Here is a 17,851-nt window from a genome sequence, read left to right on the forward strand (position 1 = left end):
ACACATGGACTCCCAAGCCCAGGACATCGAGCTGAAGCTCCTGCTCGACGCCATCTACCTGAAGTACCACTACGACTTCCGGCAGTACGCGACGGTGTCGATGCAGCGGCGCCTGCAACTGGCGGCGGAGAACTTCGGCTGTCGGACGCTGTCGCAGCTCCAGGACCGGCTGCTGCACGAGCCGCTCATCTTCCCGTCCCTGCTCGACTACCTCACGGTGCAGGTGAGCGAGATGTTCAGGGACCCGACGTACTTCCGCACGCTGCGCGAGTCCGTCGTGCCGCTCTTGAGCACGTACCCGTCCCTCAAGCTCTGGGTGGCGGGGTGCAGCACCGGCGAGGAGGTGTACTCGCTGGCCATCCTCCTGCGGGAGGAAGGGTTGCTGGAGCGCACGCTCATCTACGCGACGGACATCAACCCGGGCGCGCTCCAGAAGGCGGAGGCGGGGGTGTATCCGGTGGAGCGCATCGCCACCTTCACGCAGAACCACATCGCCTCCGGGGCTCGTGGGTCGCTGTCGGACTACTACACGGCGGCGTATGGCAATGCCGTGTTCGACAGGTCCCTCAAGAAGCACGTGGTGTTCTCGGACCACAGCCTGGCCACCGACAGCGTGTTCGCCGAGGTCCAGTTTCTCTCCTGTCGCAACGTGCTCATCTACTTCGACCGGGAGCTTCAGGAGCGGGTGTTGGGTTTGTTCAAGGATTCTCTGTGTCGCAAGGGGTTCCTGGGCCTGGGCGCCCGCGAGTCCCTGCGCTTTTCCCAGCATGAAGCGGCGTTCTCGGTGGTTTCCCGGGACGACCGCATCTTCCAGAAGGGGTAGCCGTCTTGAACGCTCCCGGGAAGGAAACAGTGGATGCGGCGCCGCGGGTGAAGTGCCTGCTCGTGGATGACCTGGAGGAGAACCTCATCGCGCTCGCGGCGCTCTTGCGGAGCGACGACGTGGAGTTGCTCCAGGCGCGCTCGGGTGGCGCCGCGCTCGAGTTGCTGCTCGAGCACGACGACGTCGCGCTGGCGTTCCTCGACGTGCAGATGCCGGACATGGACGGCTTCGAACTGGCGGAGTTGATGCGGGGCATGGAGCGCACCCGGCACATCCCCATCATCTTCGTGACGGCGGGCTCCAGCGACAAGCGGCGGCTCTTCAAGGGCTACGACATGGGCGCCGTCGACTTCCTCTACAAGCCGCTGGAGCCGCTCGTCCTGCGCAACAAGGCGGAGGTCTTCTTCCAGCTCCACCGGCAGAAGCAGCAGCTCGCGCGTCAGCTCGATGAGCTGTCGGAGACGCTGCGGCTCAACGAGATGTTCACCGCGGTGCTGGGGCATGACCTGCGCAATCCCCTGAGCGCCATCCTCACGGCGGCCGACCTGCTCCAGCGGCGCTCCGAGGACGAGGCCGTGAAGAAGACGGCGGGACGCATGCTGGCGAGCGGCAAGCGCATGGGTCGGATGATCGAGGACGTGCTGGACCTGGCGCGCGCCCGGCTCGCGGGCGGCATCCCCTTGCGGCGCGGGGAGACGGACTTCGGTGCGTTGGTCCAGCGCATGGTGCAGGAGCACCAGTCCGCGTCACCCAAGCCCTCCATCGAGGTCCTCCTGGAGGGAGACCTGGTGGGAGACTGGGACTCGGACCGGCTGGCGCAGGTGGCCTCCAACCTCATCGGCAACGCGATTCAGCACGGGGACACGAGCGCGCCCGTGCAGCTCCGGTTGGATGGGACGCACTCGGACGCGGTGAGCTTCACGGTGAAGAACCTGGGCGTGATTCCGCCGGCCATCCAGGCCCACCTCTTCGACCCGTTCCGGGGCGGGGCCCAGCGGCGAGGCCGCACGGGCGGCCTGGGACTGGGGCTCTACATCGTCCATCAAATCATCCAGGCCCATCACGGACAGGTGGAGGTGGAGTCGGGCTCAAGCCCCTACACCGAGTTCCGGGTGAGCCTGCCGCGCCGGGGGACCGAGGTCATCAAGCTGTAGCCCGCGGTCCCTCCAGGGTGCGGGCTACTTGTACAGCACGTCGTTGACGCTGATGCCGCGTCCGCGCGGGAGGACCTTCTCGAGCGCGGCGAGGTCCTCGGTGGTGGGCGTCCAGGTGCCGGCCTTGGCGTTCGTCTTCACCTGCTCGGCGGAGGTGGCGCCCGCGATGACGGAGCCCACGGTGGGGCGCGCGGCGAGCCCGCCGATGGCCACGTCGATGAGGGAGATGGAGCGTTCGCGAGCGAAGGCCTCCAGGCGCTCGACGGCGTCGAACGTGGCGTCGGTGAGCAGCCCGCCCATGTTCCAGTGCTTCACGCGGGTGTTCTCCCCAGCCGCCGCGCCGCGCTTGTACTTGCCGGTGAGCAGCCCGCTGGCGAGCGGGAAGTAGGGGAGCAGGCCGATGCCGTGGTGCTGCAGCGCGGGCACCAGGTCCTGCTCGACGCCCCTCCCAATCAGGCTGTACTCGTTCTGGGCGCTGATGAAGCGCTCCAGGCCGCGCGTGCGGGAGGTCCACTCCGCGTCCGTCACCTGCCAGCCCTGGAGGTTCGACGAGCCGAGGTAGCGGACCTTGCCCTCGCGGACCAGCTCGGTGAGCGCGCTCAGCGTCTCTTCAATCGGCGTGGCGGGGTCGGGCCAGTGGAGCTGGTAGAGGTCAATCCAGTCCGTGCGCAGGCGCCGCAGGGAGCGTTCGATGGCGCTCCGGATGTAGCGCCGCGAGCCGCGCGCGCCCCAGTCCGTGCCGTTCTCGCCCTTCACGTCGCTGCCGAACTTGGTGGCCAGGATGATGTCCCGGCGGCGGGTGCCCAGGGCTTCTCCGAGCAGCTCCTCCGAGGTGCCATACGAGTCGGAGGTATCGAACAGGGTGATGCCCGCGTCGATGGCGGCATCGACGACGGCGCGCGTCTGCTTCGCATCGATGCGCATGCCGAAGTTGTTGCAGCCCAATCCCACGGCGGAGACGGTGAGGCCGGAGCGGCCAAGGCGACGGTAGGTCATCTGCGTCATGTGTTGGCTCCTGTCTGCTGGAACGGCGAAGGTAGCGGGGCGTGCTCGGGGGCGCAGGGGAGAATGCAAGGCACCTGGGCCTTTGCGCCGCGAGGCGCGGACCTCCTGGGCGCGGACCGGGGGCTCGGTGTGCCAGCGGCGGCACCGCCGGTGAGCGTGGGCGAGGACCAGCTCTACCGGCCCCGCACGGTCGAGGAGGCGAGGACAGCGGTGCGGGAGTCCGCCTCGCGCAATCCCGCGCTGCTGAAATCTGGGTGGACGGCTTCCACGGCAGCCTGCCCACGAAGATGTCGCCGGACATCTACGCCGCCATCATCGACGAGGCACACCAGCGGAAGCTCCGTGTGGCGGCGCATGTCTAGCTCCAGGACCGGGGCACGCTCGCTGTCGGAAAGCGCGCGGACTTCATCCTCGTGGAGGGAAACCCGGCCGAAAACATCCAGGACATCCACCGCATCATGGGCGTGTGGCACCGGGGACAACGCGTGTCGGGAGGCGTGGAGGAGTTCACGCCCTGCGCCGGCGGCCCCGGGAATCGTGTGCCCGGGGCCCGCCGTCACGGTGCATCCGTCAGAGCGCGCCGCCCTCGACATACAGGCGCTTGTGGTCGCGAATCTCCGCGAGCCGGAACGTCCCCGGTGCGGGCGTCTTCGCCTCGGGAGCGTCCGAGGGCAGCTTCATCAGCCGCTCGTACTCCTCGATGGAGACGCGCTCTCGCCGGGCCAGCACTCCGTCCAGGTCCGCGCGTGCCATCCGCTCCGCCGCCTTCTCCCCGACGACGCCGGAGAAGAACTCCGCCATGCAGCCGCTGCCGTAGGACAGCAGGCCGATGCGCTGGGACGCGAGCTGCGCGCCCTCGCGATGCAGCAGCCCCGCCACCGCCAGGTACAGCGACGCCGTGTACACGTTGCCGATGCGCGCGTTGAGCCCCAGCGACGAGGCCACCTGCGCGTCGTAGCTGGCCGCGGACTTCGCCACCTCCTCGCGAGCCTCCGGCGTGCCGGGCCCAGGACCCACCGCGTCCTCCAAGTCACAGAGGCGAAGCTGGGTGTGCGCCTTGCGAGCCATCTTGCAGAAGGGCACGTGGTAGGCGATTCGCGCGAGCTGCTCGCCGGGCAGGGCGCCCGACCAGCGCACCAGCCCGTGCTCCAGTGCCTTCTCGCGCCAGCCCCGGTACGCACCCGACAGGGCTTCCAGATAGCAGTTGATGGAATAGTGCCCGTCCACCAGCGCCTCCCGTCGGCCGATGGGCCGCCAGAAGTCGTAGACATCCATGGTGCACGTGCCGTTGAGGCCCAGGTCCAGCGCGAGGAGGTCCGGCTGCTCGGAGACGAGCAGCGCCACAGCGCCGCCGCCCTGGGTCGGCTCGCCCGCCGTGTTCAGGCCGTAGCGCGCGATGTCCGAGCACACGACGATGGCCACCTTGCCCGCGCCCGCGCCGGAGGCAATCCACTCCGTCGCGGCCATCAGCCCCGCGGTGCCGCCGTAGCAGGCGTGCTGCGTGTCATACGTGCGCATGGTGCGCGGCAGCTTCAGCAGGCCCTGGACGTGCGAGGCCACCGGCTTCGAGTGGTCGATGCCTGTCTCCGTGCCCACCACCAGCATGCCGATGCGGGACGTGTCCACGCCCTGCTGCTGGATGAGCCGCGCCGCCGCCGTCGCGGCCAGGGACACCGTGTCCTCGCCGGGGTCCGTGACGGCCATCTCCTTCGCGCCCAGGCCCGCGGTGAACTTGGCGGGGTCCACTCCGCGCGCGCGCGCCAGGTCCTCGATGTCGACGTATCGGGACGGCACGGCCACCGCCAGCGCTTCGATTCCAACCCGTTTCTTCATGAGACTCCTCGCTTCCAATTCGTGCCTCAAACCCCGGTTGCTGTCTCGACGGCTGCTCAGGCTTCGGGGGGGACCAGCACCAGCCGGCCCGCCACTTCTCGGTTTTCCAGCCGGAAATGGGCCCGGGCCGCTTCAGCCAGCGGCACCGTGTCCGTGACGAACTGTCGCACTCCACCGGTGGCGGTCAGCCGGAGCGCCTCATCCAGCTCCGCCTGGTTCGTGGCGTACGCGCCGATGATCTCCAGCTCTTTGACAATGACAAGCCCGGGATTGATTTGCACGAGTCCCGATTCGAGGTTGCCCACCACGACGAGCCGGCCGCCGGGTGCGATGCATTTCAATGATTGGTCAAAGGTGGCGCTGCCCACGATTTCAACCACCAGGTCCACGCCCGCACCGCTGGTTCGCTTGCGCACCTCCGCCGCGAAATCCAATCCTTTCGAGAGGATGACCTCATCCGCACCCGCATCCCGCAGCGGCTTCACCTTGGCTTCGCCGGACGTCACCGCGATGACGCGCGCGCCATCCAGCCTGGCGAGCTGCACGGCGGACATGCCCACGCCACCACTGGCGCCGGTGATGAGCACTGTTTCACCCGCCCGCACCTTGCCCCGCGTGCGCAGCGTGTGAACCGCCGTGCCCGTGGTGCAACAGACCGTGGCCGCCTCGGCCCAGGGCAGCGAGGCGGGCACCCGGCCCAGGCCCGCGACGGGCGCCACCATGAACTGCGAGTAGCCGCCGGGCAGTTCCTCGCCGAAGAAGCGATTGTCCCCCTTGCACAAGCTGTTTCGCCCGCTGCGACACAGCCCGCACTCGCCACATGACAGCCTTTGCAGCGTCGCCGCGCGGTCGCCTGTCTTCCAGCCTGGCGTATCAGGACCCACCGCCACGACTTCGCCAGCGGCCTCGTGGCCGAGAATCGCGGGGACGCTGGTGCGGGGCAGGTTGCCTCGGCGGTTGATGACGTCGTGATAGCAGACGCCACATGCGTGCACCTTGAGCAGCACCTCGCCCCGGCCCGGAGTGGGTACCGGGACGTTCTCCATCTTCAAATTCCCGGCTTCACCGAAACTGCGCAGAACAACAGCCTTCATCTCCATACCTCCGAGAGCAATTCCAGACACGAGTGGTGTCGAGGGTCAGCGACCGACGAGCTGTTCGCGGTATCCGCGAGGGTCCAACGCACGGATGGCTGTGATTGTGCGGGCATCCGGCAGCGACGTGACGGGCAGGGCCTCGTCCACGGTGAACTCGAAGCCGGTGCGCTCGGCGATGTCCTCCGCCGTGGCCCACGGGTGGCGAGCCGTCAACCGAGCACCGGAGGCGCCCAGCTCGAAGACACCCAGGTCCGAGATGAGGCGCACCGTGCGGCGCGGGTCCTGCGTCGTCGCCACCTGGACTTCCGGCACCAGGTTGCGGCGCGACTGGCGAGGCACCAGCAGCACGGGCCGATGCACCCACTGCCGCAGCGTCGCCGCGCCCGCGACGCCCGGGAACTTCGTGCGGGGTCGCGCGAGGCTTCCGCTGGCCGTCATGTTGGTGCGGCCGATGGCATCCACCTCGGCCGCGCCGAAGAAGACGGTGTCCACCCGACCGCGCCGCGCATGGTCGAACAAGTCGGGGATGGTGATTTCCGCCGAGCGGCCCTCCAGGTAGCCCAGGTCCTCGGAGGAGGGCAGCAGCGTGGAGATGTCCGGGTCCAACGAGCCCACGCAGGCCAGGTACGTCAGGTCTGGCGCATGGGTGGCCCGGGCCACGGCGATGGCGAGGATGGCGAGCGGCGAGGCGACGCCCGTGGCCACCACGGCGCCGTCTTCAATCTGGAGCGCGAGCAGGGCAACCACGGTCTCCGCGGGAGTGGGGTCGAACGTGGCGCTCATGCCGCCCTCCGCGTCTTCACCGAGGCGAGGAACTCCGCCTCACGGCCGGTCTCCGCGAGCGCCAGGTAGCGCGACAGCATTTCGTCGTCGTGCGGATACAGTCCGGTGCAGCCGGTGGGCAGTGCGCCGCCCGGTGCGAGGACGATGCGGTCCACCTGGAAGCCGGGAATCGTCGCGCGAGGCAGGCGCTTCACGCGCTCCTCCACCGTGGCAATCACCCGCCGCGCGGCGCCCGCGACGAGCAGGTCCGTGGTGGGGTCCTCGATGAAGAGGTTGCCGCGCTCATCCGCCGCTCGCGCGTGGACCAGCGCGACATCCGGGAAGTACGCGGGCTCCACCGGGACGCTCTCACCGGTGAATGGGTCCACCACGGTGCGCGGCGGCTCCGCGCTCGCGAGGCCCGACACATCCGCGTCCGGCGCGGGGATGAAGGGCAGCCCCATGGAGGCCGCGCGCAGCCGCTGGACGACGCGATACCCGTCGTGCTCGCGCCAGGAGAGGGTGTTCTGCTCAATCGCCCGCTTGATGCAGGGCATGGGGCGCACGCGGCCCTCCAGGCTCAGCGCGCCGAAGGCGATGTCCAGGTGCGCCAGACATCCGCCCGCGACGAGGAGCTCGGCGGGCAGCGGGTTGGGCAGGGAGATGAGGCGCAGCCCGCGACGCTCCTGGGCAATCAGCTCCATCACCAGCGCCATGGGGGCGCGGCCGAGCATGAAGCCGCCCGTGGCCAGCGAAGCGCCGTCGGGAATCGACGCGACGGCTTCCTCCAGGGAACACCAGCGCGCGGTCTTCACGGCTCCTCCGTTCCGGAGCCGGAGCCTGAGGCGGCGCGGGGGACCACTCGCAGCGAGGAGACACCGGGCTGCCCGTCGACCGCGGCGGCGACGATGGGCGGGAAGAGGAGGTCCACCATGCCGTCGGCGATCTGCTCGTCCGACAGGCGCCCGTCGGGCTTGAACCACTTGTAGACCCACAGCACCATGCCCAGGAACGAGAACGCGCCGATGGTCGGGTCCACCGGACGGATGCGTCCCTGCTGCGCGGCCTGCGAGAAGGCCTCTTCCAGGAAGTCGACGTAGCGCTTCTTGCGGTTGTCGATGAACGCGCGCGCCTCACCGGTGAGCGTGGCGTGCTCGTGGAGGATGATGATGACCTCCTTGCTCCACCCGCGCGTCACCAGAAGGATGTTGTGGCGCATGCACGCGCGCAGCCGGTCCACCGGGTCCGCGATGTCCTGAACGTGCGAGAGCACCTGCTCCTCGAACAGGTCCATCCCGTAGTTCATGATGGCGAAGAGCAGCTGCTCCTTGTTCTGGATGTGGTGGTAGAGCCCCGCCTTCGTCATCCGGCACGCGGCGGCGATCTCCTGCATCGAGGTGCCTTCGTAGCCGCGCTCGCAGATGAGCCGCGCCGCCGTCTCCAGGATGGCCTTGTAGCGCTCGCCCTCATCCGGCTTCCGTCCGCTCGTCGTCACATGTCCCTCGTCTTGATGGACTGTAAGTTTTTCCGAATCCACGACCTACCGACCGGTAGGTAGCACGCGAAAACGCAGTGTGTCAACGCGCGTGGCGGCGTGTAGGGCGGAGGCCGAGCGGAGAAGCGTCAGGAGTTTCAGGAGGTTGCGGGTGAGCTGGAGCTTCGAGGAAGGAGCGACCTGCTCGTTGCGACGGTTGTCGGGCAGGCGCCCTAACGTCGCGGACCTTCTCGTCACACCCCCTGGAGGTCCCGATGCGTCTCTCCCTGCTGTGGGCTGGAGCCGTCCCTTTGATGTTCGCCACGTCGGCCGAAGCTCAGCGAATCACTCCGATTGAGGGCAGCCGTTCGGTGTCCGCGAGCATCTCCGCGGTGGATGCGGTGACGCACGTGGTGGACTCGGATTCGCGCAACACGACGGCCTTCGCGCCCTTCAACGAGAACATCTCTCTCGATGCGAACACCCAGTACGAGGGCTCGCCGAGTCGTGTGAATGCGAAGGGCAGTGGCGCCCAGTCCTCGCGCATCACCGACCGGCAGATTGAAGCGTCGGTCTCCGCCAGCGCCGAGGGCCTGGCGAACGACTCCTCCGCGCGCGGGCAGGGCGTGGGCAACGCGGACATGTACCTGACGTTCGAGCTGAACCGCCGCGCGCGCTACGTAGTGACCGCCCGTGCGACGGCGACGTCGACGGCGTCGACCTCGGGGCAGCCCTTCGGCGGTGTTTCGAGCCTGCTCTACATCGCGAACATGGAGAGCGGGACGCCGGTGCTGTCGATTGACATCAGCGGGGGTGAAACGGAGTCGGTGTCGCAGACGGGCTGGATGCCGGCGGGGCCGTACACGTTCCAGGGCGACGTCTCCGCCCTGGTGGATGCCCGGCAGGGACATGGCACGGTGTCAGGCTCGTGGGCGGTGAACCTGCGGCTGTTCTGCGCCTCGGATTTCAATGCGAATGGCGTGGTGGACGGCGTGGACCGCGCGGCGTTCCTGAGCGCCTGGAACGCGGGCAACGCGACGGCGGACATCGACGGCAATGGCGTGGTGAACCGCGCGGACCACGACGTGTTCATGCTGGCCCACGGTCGCGGCTGCTGAGCACGCTGTACTGGTGCTGACTTCGAGGCGGGCTCCGGATTGGTGGGGCCCGCCTCTCTTGTTTCAAGTCAATGATTGGCCTGTCTGGAAAGGCCGGCTCGTTGCGGTGTTTTGATTTGTGCCGGGCTGGCTGTGCTGGGGTGATCGGCCATTGAAAGTCCATACGTGGATCCCGCATGGGTCGCCTTGGACTGTGGTGTTCCTGTTGACCTGGCTGGGTTTGTGTTTGACCCTGGGCTGCGTGGCGCTCGTTGAGGGTGAGGTGGAAAGAGTCTTGGGTGTCTTGTGTGTTAAATCTGTGGTGAGGTAGGGTGTTTTCCCGATGGCCACCCAATTCCTTGATTCCGCACCTGTGTTGGGAGACTCGTTCGAGCGCTCGGATTCCATGTGTTCGAATCATGATGCAGGGCGCCATGAGCGTCGGAAGGACTGGCATCCCATCCTGAGTGGTGCGCATCAGGCCGAAGCGTTGGAAGTGGTTGAAGCGACCGCGAGGGATGTCGCTGCAATGAAGAGGGGCGGCGAGCCTGGCCGGCTCGCGGATGGGCATGCTGGTTATGCTCTCTTCTTTTCTGCCGCCGCGAACTTTGCCGCACAGGATGTTACGCAAGAGATTGCTCGCAGCCTGCAACTCGCGACGGCTCGCTTCGCATATGACAAACGGCCGCCTCTAGGGCTGCACTGGGGTTTTGCCGGACTGGGATGGGTCGCCGCACACCTCGCGGCTCGCAATCCAGGTCTTGATGTCCAGGAACTCTGCACCACCATTGATGCGCGACTTCTGTCCGCGCTCCAGGTGCGACCCTGGCCTCATCCCTGTGATATCCGGGATGGGCTGGCTGGTATCGGGCTCTATGCCCTTCAGCGACTCCATCTTACCGCGGGGAGGCGCCTGCTCGCGCGCGTCGTAGAAGTGCTGGATGATACGGCGCAGGTCTCCCCAGAGGGGGTCACCTGGCCGATGCCTCGGGACTATTGGTCCATCTATGGAGAAGGGGTCGGGTTTCCTCAGGGCCTCTACGTGTTGGGTGTGGCTCATGGCGTTCCGGGGGCCCTGGCCATTCTTGCCGCGGCGCATGCCAACGGCATCGAGCGCGAAAGGGCAGACAGGCTCCTTCGGGGCGGGTTTCGCTGGGTCACCCTGCAGGCACGGGAGCAGCAGGGGCATCCCTATTTCCCACACTTCCTGAAGGGCGCGACTCCGGTGGAGGATGAGCGCTTCAGTTGGTGCGTGGGAAACCCGGGAGTCGTCTCGGTTTTGTGGTGGGCCGCGAGGTTGTGGGGAGACGTGGAATGGCAAGCGCGCACCTCGGGTTGGGCATTGCGCGTGGCCCGTGAAGGCTTGGACCGGCGTCCGGGCCGCAATGCGAATCTGTGTTGTGGAACATCGGGTACGGCGTTGATCTTCATGCGGCTGTACCATGCAACAGGGCAGCCCTTGTTCCAGGAGGTTGCGATTCGCTGGCTCCAGCACACCCTTGCCCTGCGGACCCCCGGTGTGGGACCGGGTGGCTTTTGCTTCGAAATGAACCCGGACCAGCCCTCCGCCAACCTTCATTTTGGTGCAACCGGCATCGCACTGACCCTCTTGGCCGCGGCCTCGGACATCGAGCCTGATTGGGATCAGGGTTTTCTATTCTCGCTCAAGTCGAACCCGAACGCTTTCTAGTGGTCCAGCCGTTTGCATGCCCTTTCCTTGAGTCTGCTTTTGACGGTCTCGCGCACGCATCTGGCGAAGAGCCTTTTCGAGGGCTGGGCGCATCCCCTGTCGTGCCCGGGCAAATTCCTGCCCACAACCAGAGGAGGTAGATCATGGAGAAGACGCTGACCTTGAAGCTGTCGCTGGACAAGGAGACGCTGCGTGAGATCAAGGAGACCGAGCTCCTTGATGAAGTCCTGGGTGGTATCACCGACTGTAACTGCACCTGCAACTCGCAGACGGGCATCACCCACGCCAGCATCAAGGATCTGGACACTCAGGTCCCTTAGTTTGATGGGGAGGTCTTTAGTGCCTCCAGGCTGTCCCGCGTCATGGTGTTTGGCTACCAGGCGACCCTATGGGGCCGCTTGGTAGCTGTCCCGTTGTGCCTCCTCGCCTGGGAGACTTCATGTCATTGCCCCTGGCTCGGGTCGAGATGCCCCTGCCGTATGTGTCTTCCGGCTTCTTTGCCTTCAGGACCCCGCTGCTGCCATTCGATGCCTTGTTGGAGTGGGGGCGAGGCCTCGGGGCTTCAGGGCAGCCGGCGGAGCGCCGCGAGGATGCACTCGCGGAGGATCGGCGACTGCTGCGCGCTCGCTTGCGTGACTGGTGTGCCGACCCCGTCGTGAGAGAGGCCCTCTTCATTGCCTCCCCTGTGCTCTGCGAAAGCCTGTCCTCCTGGGAGTCCGCTCCAGAGTCCGAGACCGCCAGGAAGGTCGAGAAGACCTTGGTGCGCTATTTCGGGAGGATGGCGGGTCGTGCAACGCCATTTGGTCTGTTCGCCGGACATTCGGTGGGCCTCATCAAGGAGTCCGCGCGACTTCAGGTGAGTGGCCGGGACCGGATTCGCAGGCATACGCGATTGGACATGGACTATGTCTGTGCGCTGACCGAGCGTGTGCGGCAGGACCCTTCCGTCGTCCGTGTGCTTCGATATCTTCCCAACTCCAGTCTCTACCGAGCCGGGAGCCACTGGCGGTATCTGGAGATGCGGTCCCGGGGGCGCGATCGCTCTTACGGTCTGGTCGCGGTGGTAGGCACCTCTTATCTCGAAGCCACGTTGGAGCGAGCACGTGGCGGCTGCACCCTGGATGAGCTCGTGCAGACCTTGGTGGTGAGCCACGAGGGGGTATCTCGAGAGGATGCAGGTGCATACGTCGAGGCCCTCATCCAGTCGCACCTCCTGGTACCTACCTGGGCACCGCCGCTCACCGGCAGTGAGCCCGTACCCTCTCTTCTCGACGCTGCGCACGGTATTCCCGCGCTCTCGCAGGTCCGGGAGCAACTGACGGTGGTGCAGTCGAGGCTCGCCGCTCTCGACAGGACGAAGGGAGGACATGCGGAGGCGCCTTATCGCGATATAGCCCGGCTGCTGGAGCTTCTTCCCGTCCCGGTCGCGCTTCCTCGCCTCTTCCAGGTGGACATGTTCCGTCCTCCGGATGAGGCGACACTCTCCCCCTCCGTCGTCCGGGCGTTCCTGAACGGCGTCAAGGTGTTGCAGCGCATCTGTCCCCGCGCGGTCGATACTCCGCTGGATCGATTCAAGCAGAAGTTCCTGGAGCAGTATGACGGCAGGCCCACGCCATTGTTGGAAGTCCTGGACGAGGAAGATGGCATCGGATTCGCCACGGATGGGCGCGCCAGCCCGGCGGCGGCGCCGCTCCTGGAGGATTTTGTCTTTCCACCCCGTGGTGTGAAGGAGTGGAGCGAATGGAGCTTCCAGCGGGAGCCTCTGCTTCGTCTCTTGGAGCGTGCCGCCCGGACTGGCGAACAGGAAATCCAGCTCACCGACGCGGATGTCGACGCGTTGGCGGCGCGACACCCAGGCGTGCTGCCAGAAGCCTTCGCCGCGATGGGGGCCGTGGCCGCGCCGTCTCAAGCGGCGATGGCACGTGGTGACTTCCGTGTCTTGTTGCTGCACGTCAATGGCCCATCTGGAGCCCGCTTCCTGGGTCGCTTCTGTCATGGCGATGCCGCGCTCGAAGCCCGGGTTCGCCAGCATCTCCGAGACGAGGAGGCCCTCCATCCAGAGGCTGTCTTCGCGGAGATTGTCCACATGCATCAGGGAAGGGTGGGCAACGTCACCTGTCGGCCGGCGCTCCGACAGCATGACCTGGTGTTCATGGGACAGTCGGGGGTACCGGAGCAAGATCGCATCGAGCTGTCGGACCTCTGGCTGGGAGTCGAGGGAGGGCGGCTCGTACTGCGCTCGAAGCGGCTGGGCAAGCAGGTCATCCCGCGTCTGTCGAATGCACACGCCTACTTCGCCTACGGCTTGGGCATCTATCGGTTCCTCGGGGCCCTGCAGGACCAACCGTGGCAGGGCTTTCAGTTTCATTGGGGGCCCCTGAACGCGGCCCACTTCCTTCCCCGGGTGAGTCACGGACGGGTCGTGCTCTCCCTGGCGCGCTGGAATCTCATGGCGCGTGAACTGAAGGTGCTCGGCGAGGTTCCCGAGGGTCGACGCTTCGATGCCGTGAAGCGCCTGCGCGCGGAGACCCGGATGCCACGTTGGGTGTGCCTCGTAGAGGGGGACAACCGGCTCATCGTCGACCTCGACAACGTCCTGTGCGTGGACATGCTCGTCCAGTCCATCAAGGGCCGGACACGGGTCTCGCTGGAGGAGATGTTCCCGGGGCCCGACGAACTCTGCGCTGAAGGGCCGGAGGGCCGGTACGTCCATGAGTTGCTGATTCCGTTCGTGAGGGAGTCCGCACTCGAGGAGGTCGCTCCCATCTCCTCCGTGACGGCCCCAATGGACGGCCCCGCGCTCACACGGCGCTTTCCGCCTGGCTCCGAATGGCTCTACTTCAAGCTGTACTCGGGAGTGGGCACGGCGGACCGGCTGCTGCGGAAACTGCTGCGCGAGGAGTTGCGGCGACTGACGAACACAGGGGCCATCCGTCACTGGTTCTTCATGCGGTACAAGGACCCGGAGTTCCATCTGCGGCTCCGGCTACAGGGTGAGCCCGCACGGTTGCTGACGGAGGTCTGGCCCTCGCTCCTCGCGGTCCTCGAGCCGTGCCTGGCCAACGGGAGCATTCGCCGCCTCCAACTCGACACCTACGAGCGGGAGGTGGAACGCTATGGAGGGGCGGCTGGCATGGCGCTGTCCGAGGCGTTCTTCGCCGCCGACAGCGAGGCGGTGATCGACATCTTGAGTGCCTATCCGGGGGACTTGGGGGCGGACCTCCGCTGGCGCCTGGGCCTCAAGGGATTGGACTGCCTGCTGACCGACCTGGGGCAGACGCTGGGGGCCCGCATCGCCATTCTCCAGCGCCTGCGTGCTGGCTTTGGGGCCGAATTCCAGGTGAAGAAGAACTTCGAGGAGCAGCTCAGCAAGCGCTTTCGTAAGGAGCGACCGGTCCTGGAGGCTCTGCGCCTGGCTGACGCGTCGCAGCAAGGGCCCTGGCAATCAGCGCTTGAGGCATTCTGGCGGCGCAGCGAGCGGCTCCGTCCCGTGGCGGAGGTTCTGCGCCGGGGAATGCAGGAGGGCGCGTTCGGTGCATTGGGGGCGCAAATGATAGACAGCTTTCTCCACATGCACCTCAATCGGATGCTTCAAGACGAGCACCGGCCGCAGGAACTCATTCTGTATGACTTTCTGCTCAGGCTGTACCGCTCCGCCCAGGCACGGGAAGGAGGGGTATGAGTGACTCGCCTCGCCAGATCTTTCGTCAGGAGGCCCTGGACCACTACAATCGCAGTGAGATTCAGGGAAGCGTGCTGCGACTCACTCCAGGATGGGTGAGGGCGACCTTTTGGGCCATCATGGTGCAAGCGTTGGTATTCGCCATCGTGCTCGGTGTCGTCGCCGTCCACGACCATGCGCGGGGACCGCTGCTCCTCCGCATCAAGGGGCAGGAGGACGTCACCACCACGATGCCGGGCCGGGTGAGTCGGATTTTGGTGAGTCGAGGCGAGTGGGTGTCGCCCGGTCAAAGCCTGGTGGAGTTCTATTCGGGAGACGAGGAGGCTCAGCGTGAGCAGACGCTCCAGGAGTTCCGGTCGCGACTTGCCGCCCAACTGCTCAATCCTCAGAGCCCCTCGGCTCAAGAGTCCGTCGCGGGCTTGCGTGCTCAGTTGGACTTCAATGAGGCGCGTCTATCGGAGCGCTCCCTCAAGTCGCCCATTCGCGGACGGGTCCAGGATGTCCGCATCCGTGAAGGCCAGTACCTTGGCGCGGGAGAAGTGGTGGTCTCCGTGGTGAGCGATGGACCCGTGGAGGTCTGGGCCCTGTCGCTCGTTCCAGGACGGTACAGACCTCAGCTTCGGACGGGGCAGCCGTTCCGCATTGAGTTGGAGGGCTTTGCCTATCAGTACACGGATCTGACGGTCGATGCCGTCAGTGATGAGTTGGTGGGACCCGCCGAGGTTCGCCGCTATCTGGGACCCTCGCTCGCGGACGTGGTCACCCTGGAAGGATCCGTGGTGGTGGTCGAGTCGCGCTTGCCGTCCGACAGCTTCGAGGTGGATGGACATACCTATCACTACTACACGGGCATGCCGGGCACGGCGTGGGTGCGATTGAGGGCGCGGAGCGCCTGGTTGACCCTGTTCCCCATCCTGGAGTTGCTCTGGAGAGACCTTGGCTGATCCGGTTTCCGAGTCGGCGGTGCGGTTCCCCGCGCTGCAAAGACTGGGGGAGCGGCTGCGTGGGCGGCGCATCCCCTTCGTCGCCCAGTTCACCGCCGTGGATTGCGGTGCGGCTTGTCTGGCCATGGTGCTGGGGTACTGGGGGCGTCCCACTCGGATGGACGACATCCAGGGGGTCGCAGGGCTGAGTCCCCATGGCATCAGCGCGCGGGCTTTACTGGAGGTCGGCCGGCGCTTCGGCTTGAGGGGGCGTGCGGTCCAGGTCGACATTCAACAGATGCACCTCTTGGACTCGGGGGCCATTCTTCATTGGGAGTTCCGGCATTTCGTCGTCTTCGAGCGGATGACCCGGACTGGCGTGGAGTTGCTCGACCCGGGGCTTGGTCGCCGCTACCTCTCCCTGGAGCAGTTCCGCAAGGCCTTCACGGGAGTGGCGCTGCTCTTCGAGCCCTCGGAGACCTTCGAAACGGGCAAGGCCGCGAGGGGGCCACACCGCTATTTCCAAACACTTAAGGCGGCGAGGCCGCTTCTGTTGCGTGTGGGCGCACTCTCCCTGCTCCTCCAGTTTCTGGCCCTGGCCTTGCCGTCGTTGACGGGTGTGGTGGTGGACAGGCTCGTCCCCAGCGGGGACATGTCATTGCTGGCGGTGCTGGCGGTGGGCATGTCAGGCATCGTCGTGTTCCAGTTGGTGTCGTCGCTGATCCGCTCCCATCTGCTGCTGCACCTGCGGACCAACCTTGATGCCCGTTTGACAGTGGGCTTCCTGGACCACCTGGTGCACCTGCCGTTCCCGTTCTTCCAGTTGCGGTCGGTCGGCGACCTGATGGGGCGCATCAACAGCAACACCACGGTTCGCGAGGTGCTGACGTCCGGTGCCCTGTCCGCGTTGATCGATGGCGGGCTTGTCTTCCTGTACCTGGGGCTCCTCCTCCTTGGGAGCTGGAAGCTGGGGCTGCTGGCGTTGGGCATGGCCTTCCTGAATCTCGTCGTCTTCCTCCTGGTGCGTGCGCGACGGCGGGAGCTCATGACCCAGAGCCTGGAGGTGGGGGCCACGGCCCAGAACTATGAGGTCGAGATGCTCGCGGGCATGCAGACCATCAAGGCCATGGGGCTGGAGCTTCGCGCCGTCCAGAACTGGTCGAGCCTCTATGTGGACACGCTCAACGTCACGTTGGACCGCGGGCGTCTGGAGGCGGTCTTCGATGCGGTGACGGCTGCGTTGCGGATGGCCTCGCCCCTCATCTTGATGATGTTGGGCGCATATCAGGTGATGAACCGGCAGCTCAGCTTGGGGGAGATGCTTGCGCTCAACGCGCTGGCCGCGGGTTTCCTTGGGCCGGTGTCCGGTCTCCTGGGCACGGCCTCCCAGTTCCAGTTGGTCGGCAGCTACCTGGATCGCGTGGACGACGTGCTGGAGGCTCCGTTGGAGCAGCCGGCGGGCAGCCTGCGCAACAGCATCCAACTGCGTGGCGGCATTCAGGTGAAGAACGTCTTCTTCCGCTATGGTCCGATGACGCCCTGGGTGGTCCAGGACGTCTCCTTGGAGATCGAGCCAGGACAGTTCGTGGCGATCGTCGGGCGGTCGGGTGCTGGAAAATCCAGCCTGGCCCAGCTCCTGTTGGGGCTCTACGTTCCGAGCGAGGGCAGCATCCGCTATGACGGCGTGGCGCTGAACGAACTGGACCTGCACGAGCTTCGGCGTCAGGTGGGCGTCGTGCTGCAGAACCCCATGCTCTTTCGGGGAGACATCCGGCGGAACATTGCCTACGCGGATCCTGAGCTGTCACTGGACAAAGTGATGGAGGCTGCGAGCCGCGCGCAGGTGCATGACGACATTCAGCGCATGCCCATGGGGTACAGCACCTTGTTGAGCGACATGGGGGCATCCGTGTCGGGAGGGCAGCGCCAGCGTCTGGCCCTGGCGCGAGCGCTCGCCAGAGACCCGTCCATTCTGCTGCTGGACGAAGCCACGAATGCGCTGGACGTCAAGACCGAGAAGGCGGTGCAGAGCGCGCTGTCCTCGCTGCGGTGCACGCGAATCGTGATTGCCCACCGCCTCAGTACCATCCGTGAAGCGGACGTCATCCTCGTGATGCATGAGGGACGTCTGGTGGAGCGGGGCACGCACCAGGAACTGCTCGCTCTTCGCGGGCACTACCATGGGCTCGTGTCGACCCAGGACCTCTCCATAGAGCACGCCGCTTAGTCCTTCAGTCCGGGAGGACTTGCCCCCAAGAGCCCTTGGCTTGCCGAGGCGAAGAAACCCCATGCGCGCGTTTCTCGCCCGGCG

The 17,851-nt window shown here is 66.3% G+C and carries 14 protein-coding genes; 8 read left to right on the forward strand and 6 right to left on the reverse strand.

Features of this window, described 5'->3' with window-relative positions:
* Nucleotides 1-4: 4 nt before the first annotated feature.
* Together G4D83_RS10100 and G4D83_RS10105 are read left to right on the forward strand one after the other, a co-directional pair.
* Entirely contained in the window at nucleotides 5-823 is an 819-nt protein-coding gene (locus G4D83_RS10100) for a CheR family methyltransferase (protein WP_163864488.1), read from the forward strand.
* A 5-nt stretch (nucleotides 824-828) separates the two neighbouring features.
* Complete coding sequence (locus tag G4D83_RS10105; RefSeq protein ID WP_240356245.1) at nucleotides 829-1,977, forward strand: hybrid sensor histidine kinase/response regulator; 1,149 nt, start codon at nucleotides 829-831, stop codon at nucleotides 1,975-1,977.
* A 24-nt stretch (nucleotides 1,978-2,001) separates the two neighbouring features.
* Here G4D83_RS10105 and G4D83_RS10110 read toward each other — a convergent pair whose 3' ends face one another.
* The 6 genes from G4D83_RS10110 to G4D83_RS10135 form a co-directional block, all read right to left on the reverse strand.
* Complete coding sequence (locus G4D83_RS10110) at nucleotides 2,002-2,982, reverse strand: aldo/keto reductase (protein ID WP_163864489.1); 981 nt, start codon at nucleotides 2,980-2,982, stop codon at nucleotides 2,002-2,004.
* 570 nt (nucleotides 2,983-3,552) lie between these two features.
* Nucleotides 3,553-4,815, reverse strand: a complete 1,263-nt coding sequence (locus tag G4D83_RS10115) for a hydroxymethylglutaryl-CoA synthase family protein (protein ID WP_163864490.1) — start codon at nucleotides 4,813-4,815, stop codon at nucleotides 3,553-3,555.
* 56 nt (nucleotides 4,816-4,871) lie between these two features.
* The gene (locus G4D83_RS10120; protein WP_163864491.1) at nucleotides 4,872-5,909 is read right to left on the reverse strand and encodes an alcohol dehydrogenase catalytic domain-containing protein; all 1,038 of its coding nucleotides are present in this window, start codon (nucleotides 5,907-5,909) and stop codon (nucleotides 4,872-4,874) included.
* A 45-nt stretch (nucleotides 5,910-5,954) separates the two neighbouring features.
* The gene (locus tag G4D83_RS10125) at nucleotides 5,955-6,695 is read right to left on the reverse strand and encodes a CoA-transferase subunit beta (protein WP_163864492.1); all 741 of its coding nucleotides are present in this window, start codon (nucleotides 6,693-6,695) and stop codon (nucleotides 5,955-5,957) included.
* Complete coding sequence (locus tag G4D83_RS10130) at nucleotides 6,692-7,489, reverse strand: CoA transferase subunit A (protein WP_163864493.1); 798 nt, start codon at nucleotides 7,487-7,489, stop codon at nucleotides 6,692-6,694. The genes G4D83_RS10125 and G4D83_RS10130 overlap by 4 nt, the downstream gene beginning before the upstream one ends.
* Nucleotides 7,486-8,169: a TetR/AcrR family transcriptional regulator gene (locus G4D83_RS10135; protein WP_163864494.1), complete on the reverse strand. Its 684-nt coding sequence runs from the start codon at nucleotides 8,167-8,169 to the stop codon at nucleotides 7,486-7,488. The genes G4D83_RS10130 and G4D83_RS10135 overlap by 4 nt, the downstream gene beginning before the upstream one ends.
* Nucleotides 8,170-8,423: 254 nt before the next feature.
* Between G4D83_RS10135 and G4D83_RS10140 the strand changes: the two genes are divergently transcribed.
* From G4D83_RS10140 to G4D83_RS10165, 6 genes are all read left to right on the forward strand, one after another.
* Nucleotides 8,424-9,266 (forward strand): GC-type dockerin domain-anchored protein, encoded by an 843-nt coding sequence (locus G4D83_RS10140; RefSeq protein ID WP_163864495.1) that lies wholly within the window; start codon nucleotides 8,424-8,426, stop codon nucleotides 9,264-9,266.
* Between the two features lie 322 nt (nucleotides 9,267-9,588).
* The gene (locus G4D83_RS10145) at nucleotides 9,589-10,935 is read left to right on the forward strand and encodes a lanthionine synthetase LanC family protein (RefSeq protein ID WP_163864496.1); all 1,347 of its coding nucleotides are present in this window, start codon (nucleotides 9,589-9,591) and stop codon (nucleotides 10,933-10,935) included.
* 143 nt (nucleotides 10,936-11,078) lie between these two features.
* Nucleotides 11,079-11,255: a hypothetical protein gene (locus G4D83_RS10150; RefSeq protein ID WP_163864497.1), complete on the forward strand. Its 177-nt coding sequence runs from the start codon at nucleotides 11,079-11,081 to the stop codon at nucleotides 11,253-11,255.
* Between the two features lie 215 nt (nucleotides 11,256-11,470).
* Nucleotides 11,471-14,617 (forward strand): lantibiotic dehydratase, encoded by a 3,147-nt coding sequence (locus tag G4D83_RS10155; RefSeq protein WP_240356277.1) that lies wholly within the window; start codon nucleotides 11,471-11,473, stop codon nucleotides 14,615-14,617.
* Nucleotides 14,614-15,561, forward strand: coding sequence for an efflux RND transporter periplasmic adaptor subunit (locus G4D83_RS10160; protein WP_163864499.1), 948 nt, complete (start codon nucleotides 14,614-14,616; stop codon nucleotides 15,559-15,561). The genes G4D83_RS10155 and G4D83_RS10160 overlap by 4 nt, the downstream gene beginning before the upstream one ends.
* On the forward strand, nucleotides 15,554-17,767 hold the full coding sequence (locus G4D83_RS10165) for a peptidase domain-containing ABC transporter (protein WP_163864500.1): 2,214 nt from the start codon (nucleotides 15,554-15,556) through the stop codon (nucleotides 17,765-17,767). The genes G4D83_RS10160 and G4D83_RS10165 overlap by 8 nt, the downstream gene beginning before the upstream one ends.
* Nucleotides 17,768-17,851: the final 84 nt, after the last annotated feature.

The organism is Myxococcus eversor (genome assembly GCF_010894455.1).
GTDB classification, from domain to species: domain Bacteria; phylum Myxococcota; class Myxococcia; order Myxococcales; family Myxococcaceae; genus Myxococcus; species Myxococcus eversor.

Coding starts and splice junctions, on each gene's coding strand:
- G4D83_RS10100 (WP_163864488.1), top strand. CDS start 5: ATGGACTCCCAAGCCCAGGACATCGAGCTGAAGCTCCTGCTCGACGCC.
- G4D83_RS10110 (WP_163864489.1), bottom strand. CDS start 2,982: ATGACGCAGATGACCTACCGTCGCCTTGGCCGCTCCGGCCTCACCGTC.
- G4D83_RS10115 (WP_163864490.1), bottom strand. CDS start 4,815: ATGAAGAAACGGGTTGGAATCGAAGCGCTGGCGGTGGCCGTGCCGTCC.
- G4D83_RS10120 (WP_163864491.1), bottom strand. CDS start 5,909: ATGAAGGCTGTTGTTCTGCGCAGTTTCGGTGAAGCCGGGAATTTGAAG.
- G4D83_RS10125 (WP_163864492.1), bottom strand. CDS start 6,695: ATGAGCGCCACGTTCGACCCCACTCCCGCGGAGACCGTGGTTGCCCTG.
- G4D83_RS10140 (WP_163864495.1), top strand. CDS start 8,424: ATGCGTCTCTCCCTGCTGTGGGCTGGAGCCGTCCCTTTGATGTTCGCC.
- G4D83_RS10145 (WP_163864496.1), top strand. CDS start 9,589: ATGGCCACCCAATTCCTTGATTCCGCACCTGTGTTGGGAGACTCGTTC.
- G4D83_RS10150 (WP_163864497.1), top strand. CDS start 11,079: ATGGAGAAGACGCTGACCTTGAAGCTGTCGCTGGACAAGGAGACGCTG.
- G4D83_RS10160 (WP_163864499.1), top strand. CDS start 14,614: ATGAGTGACTCGCCTCGCCAGATCTTTCGTCAGGAGGCCCTGGACCAC.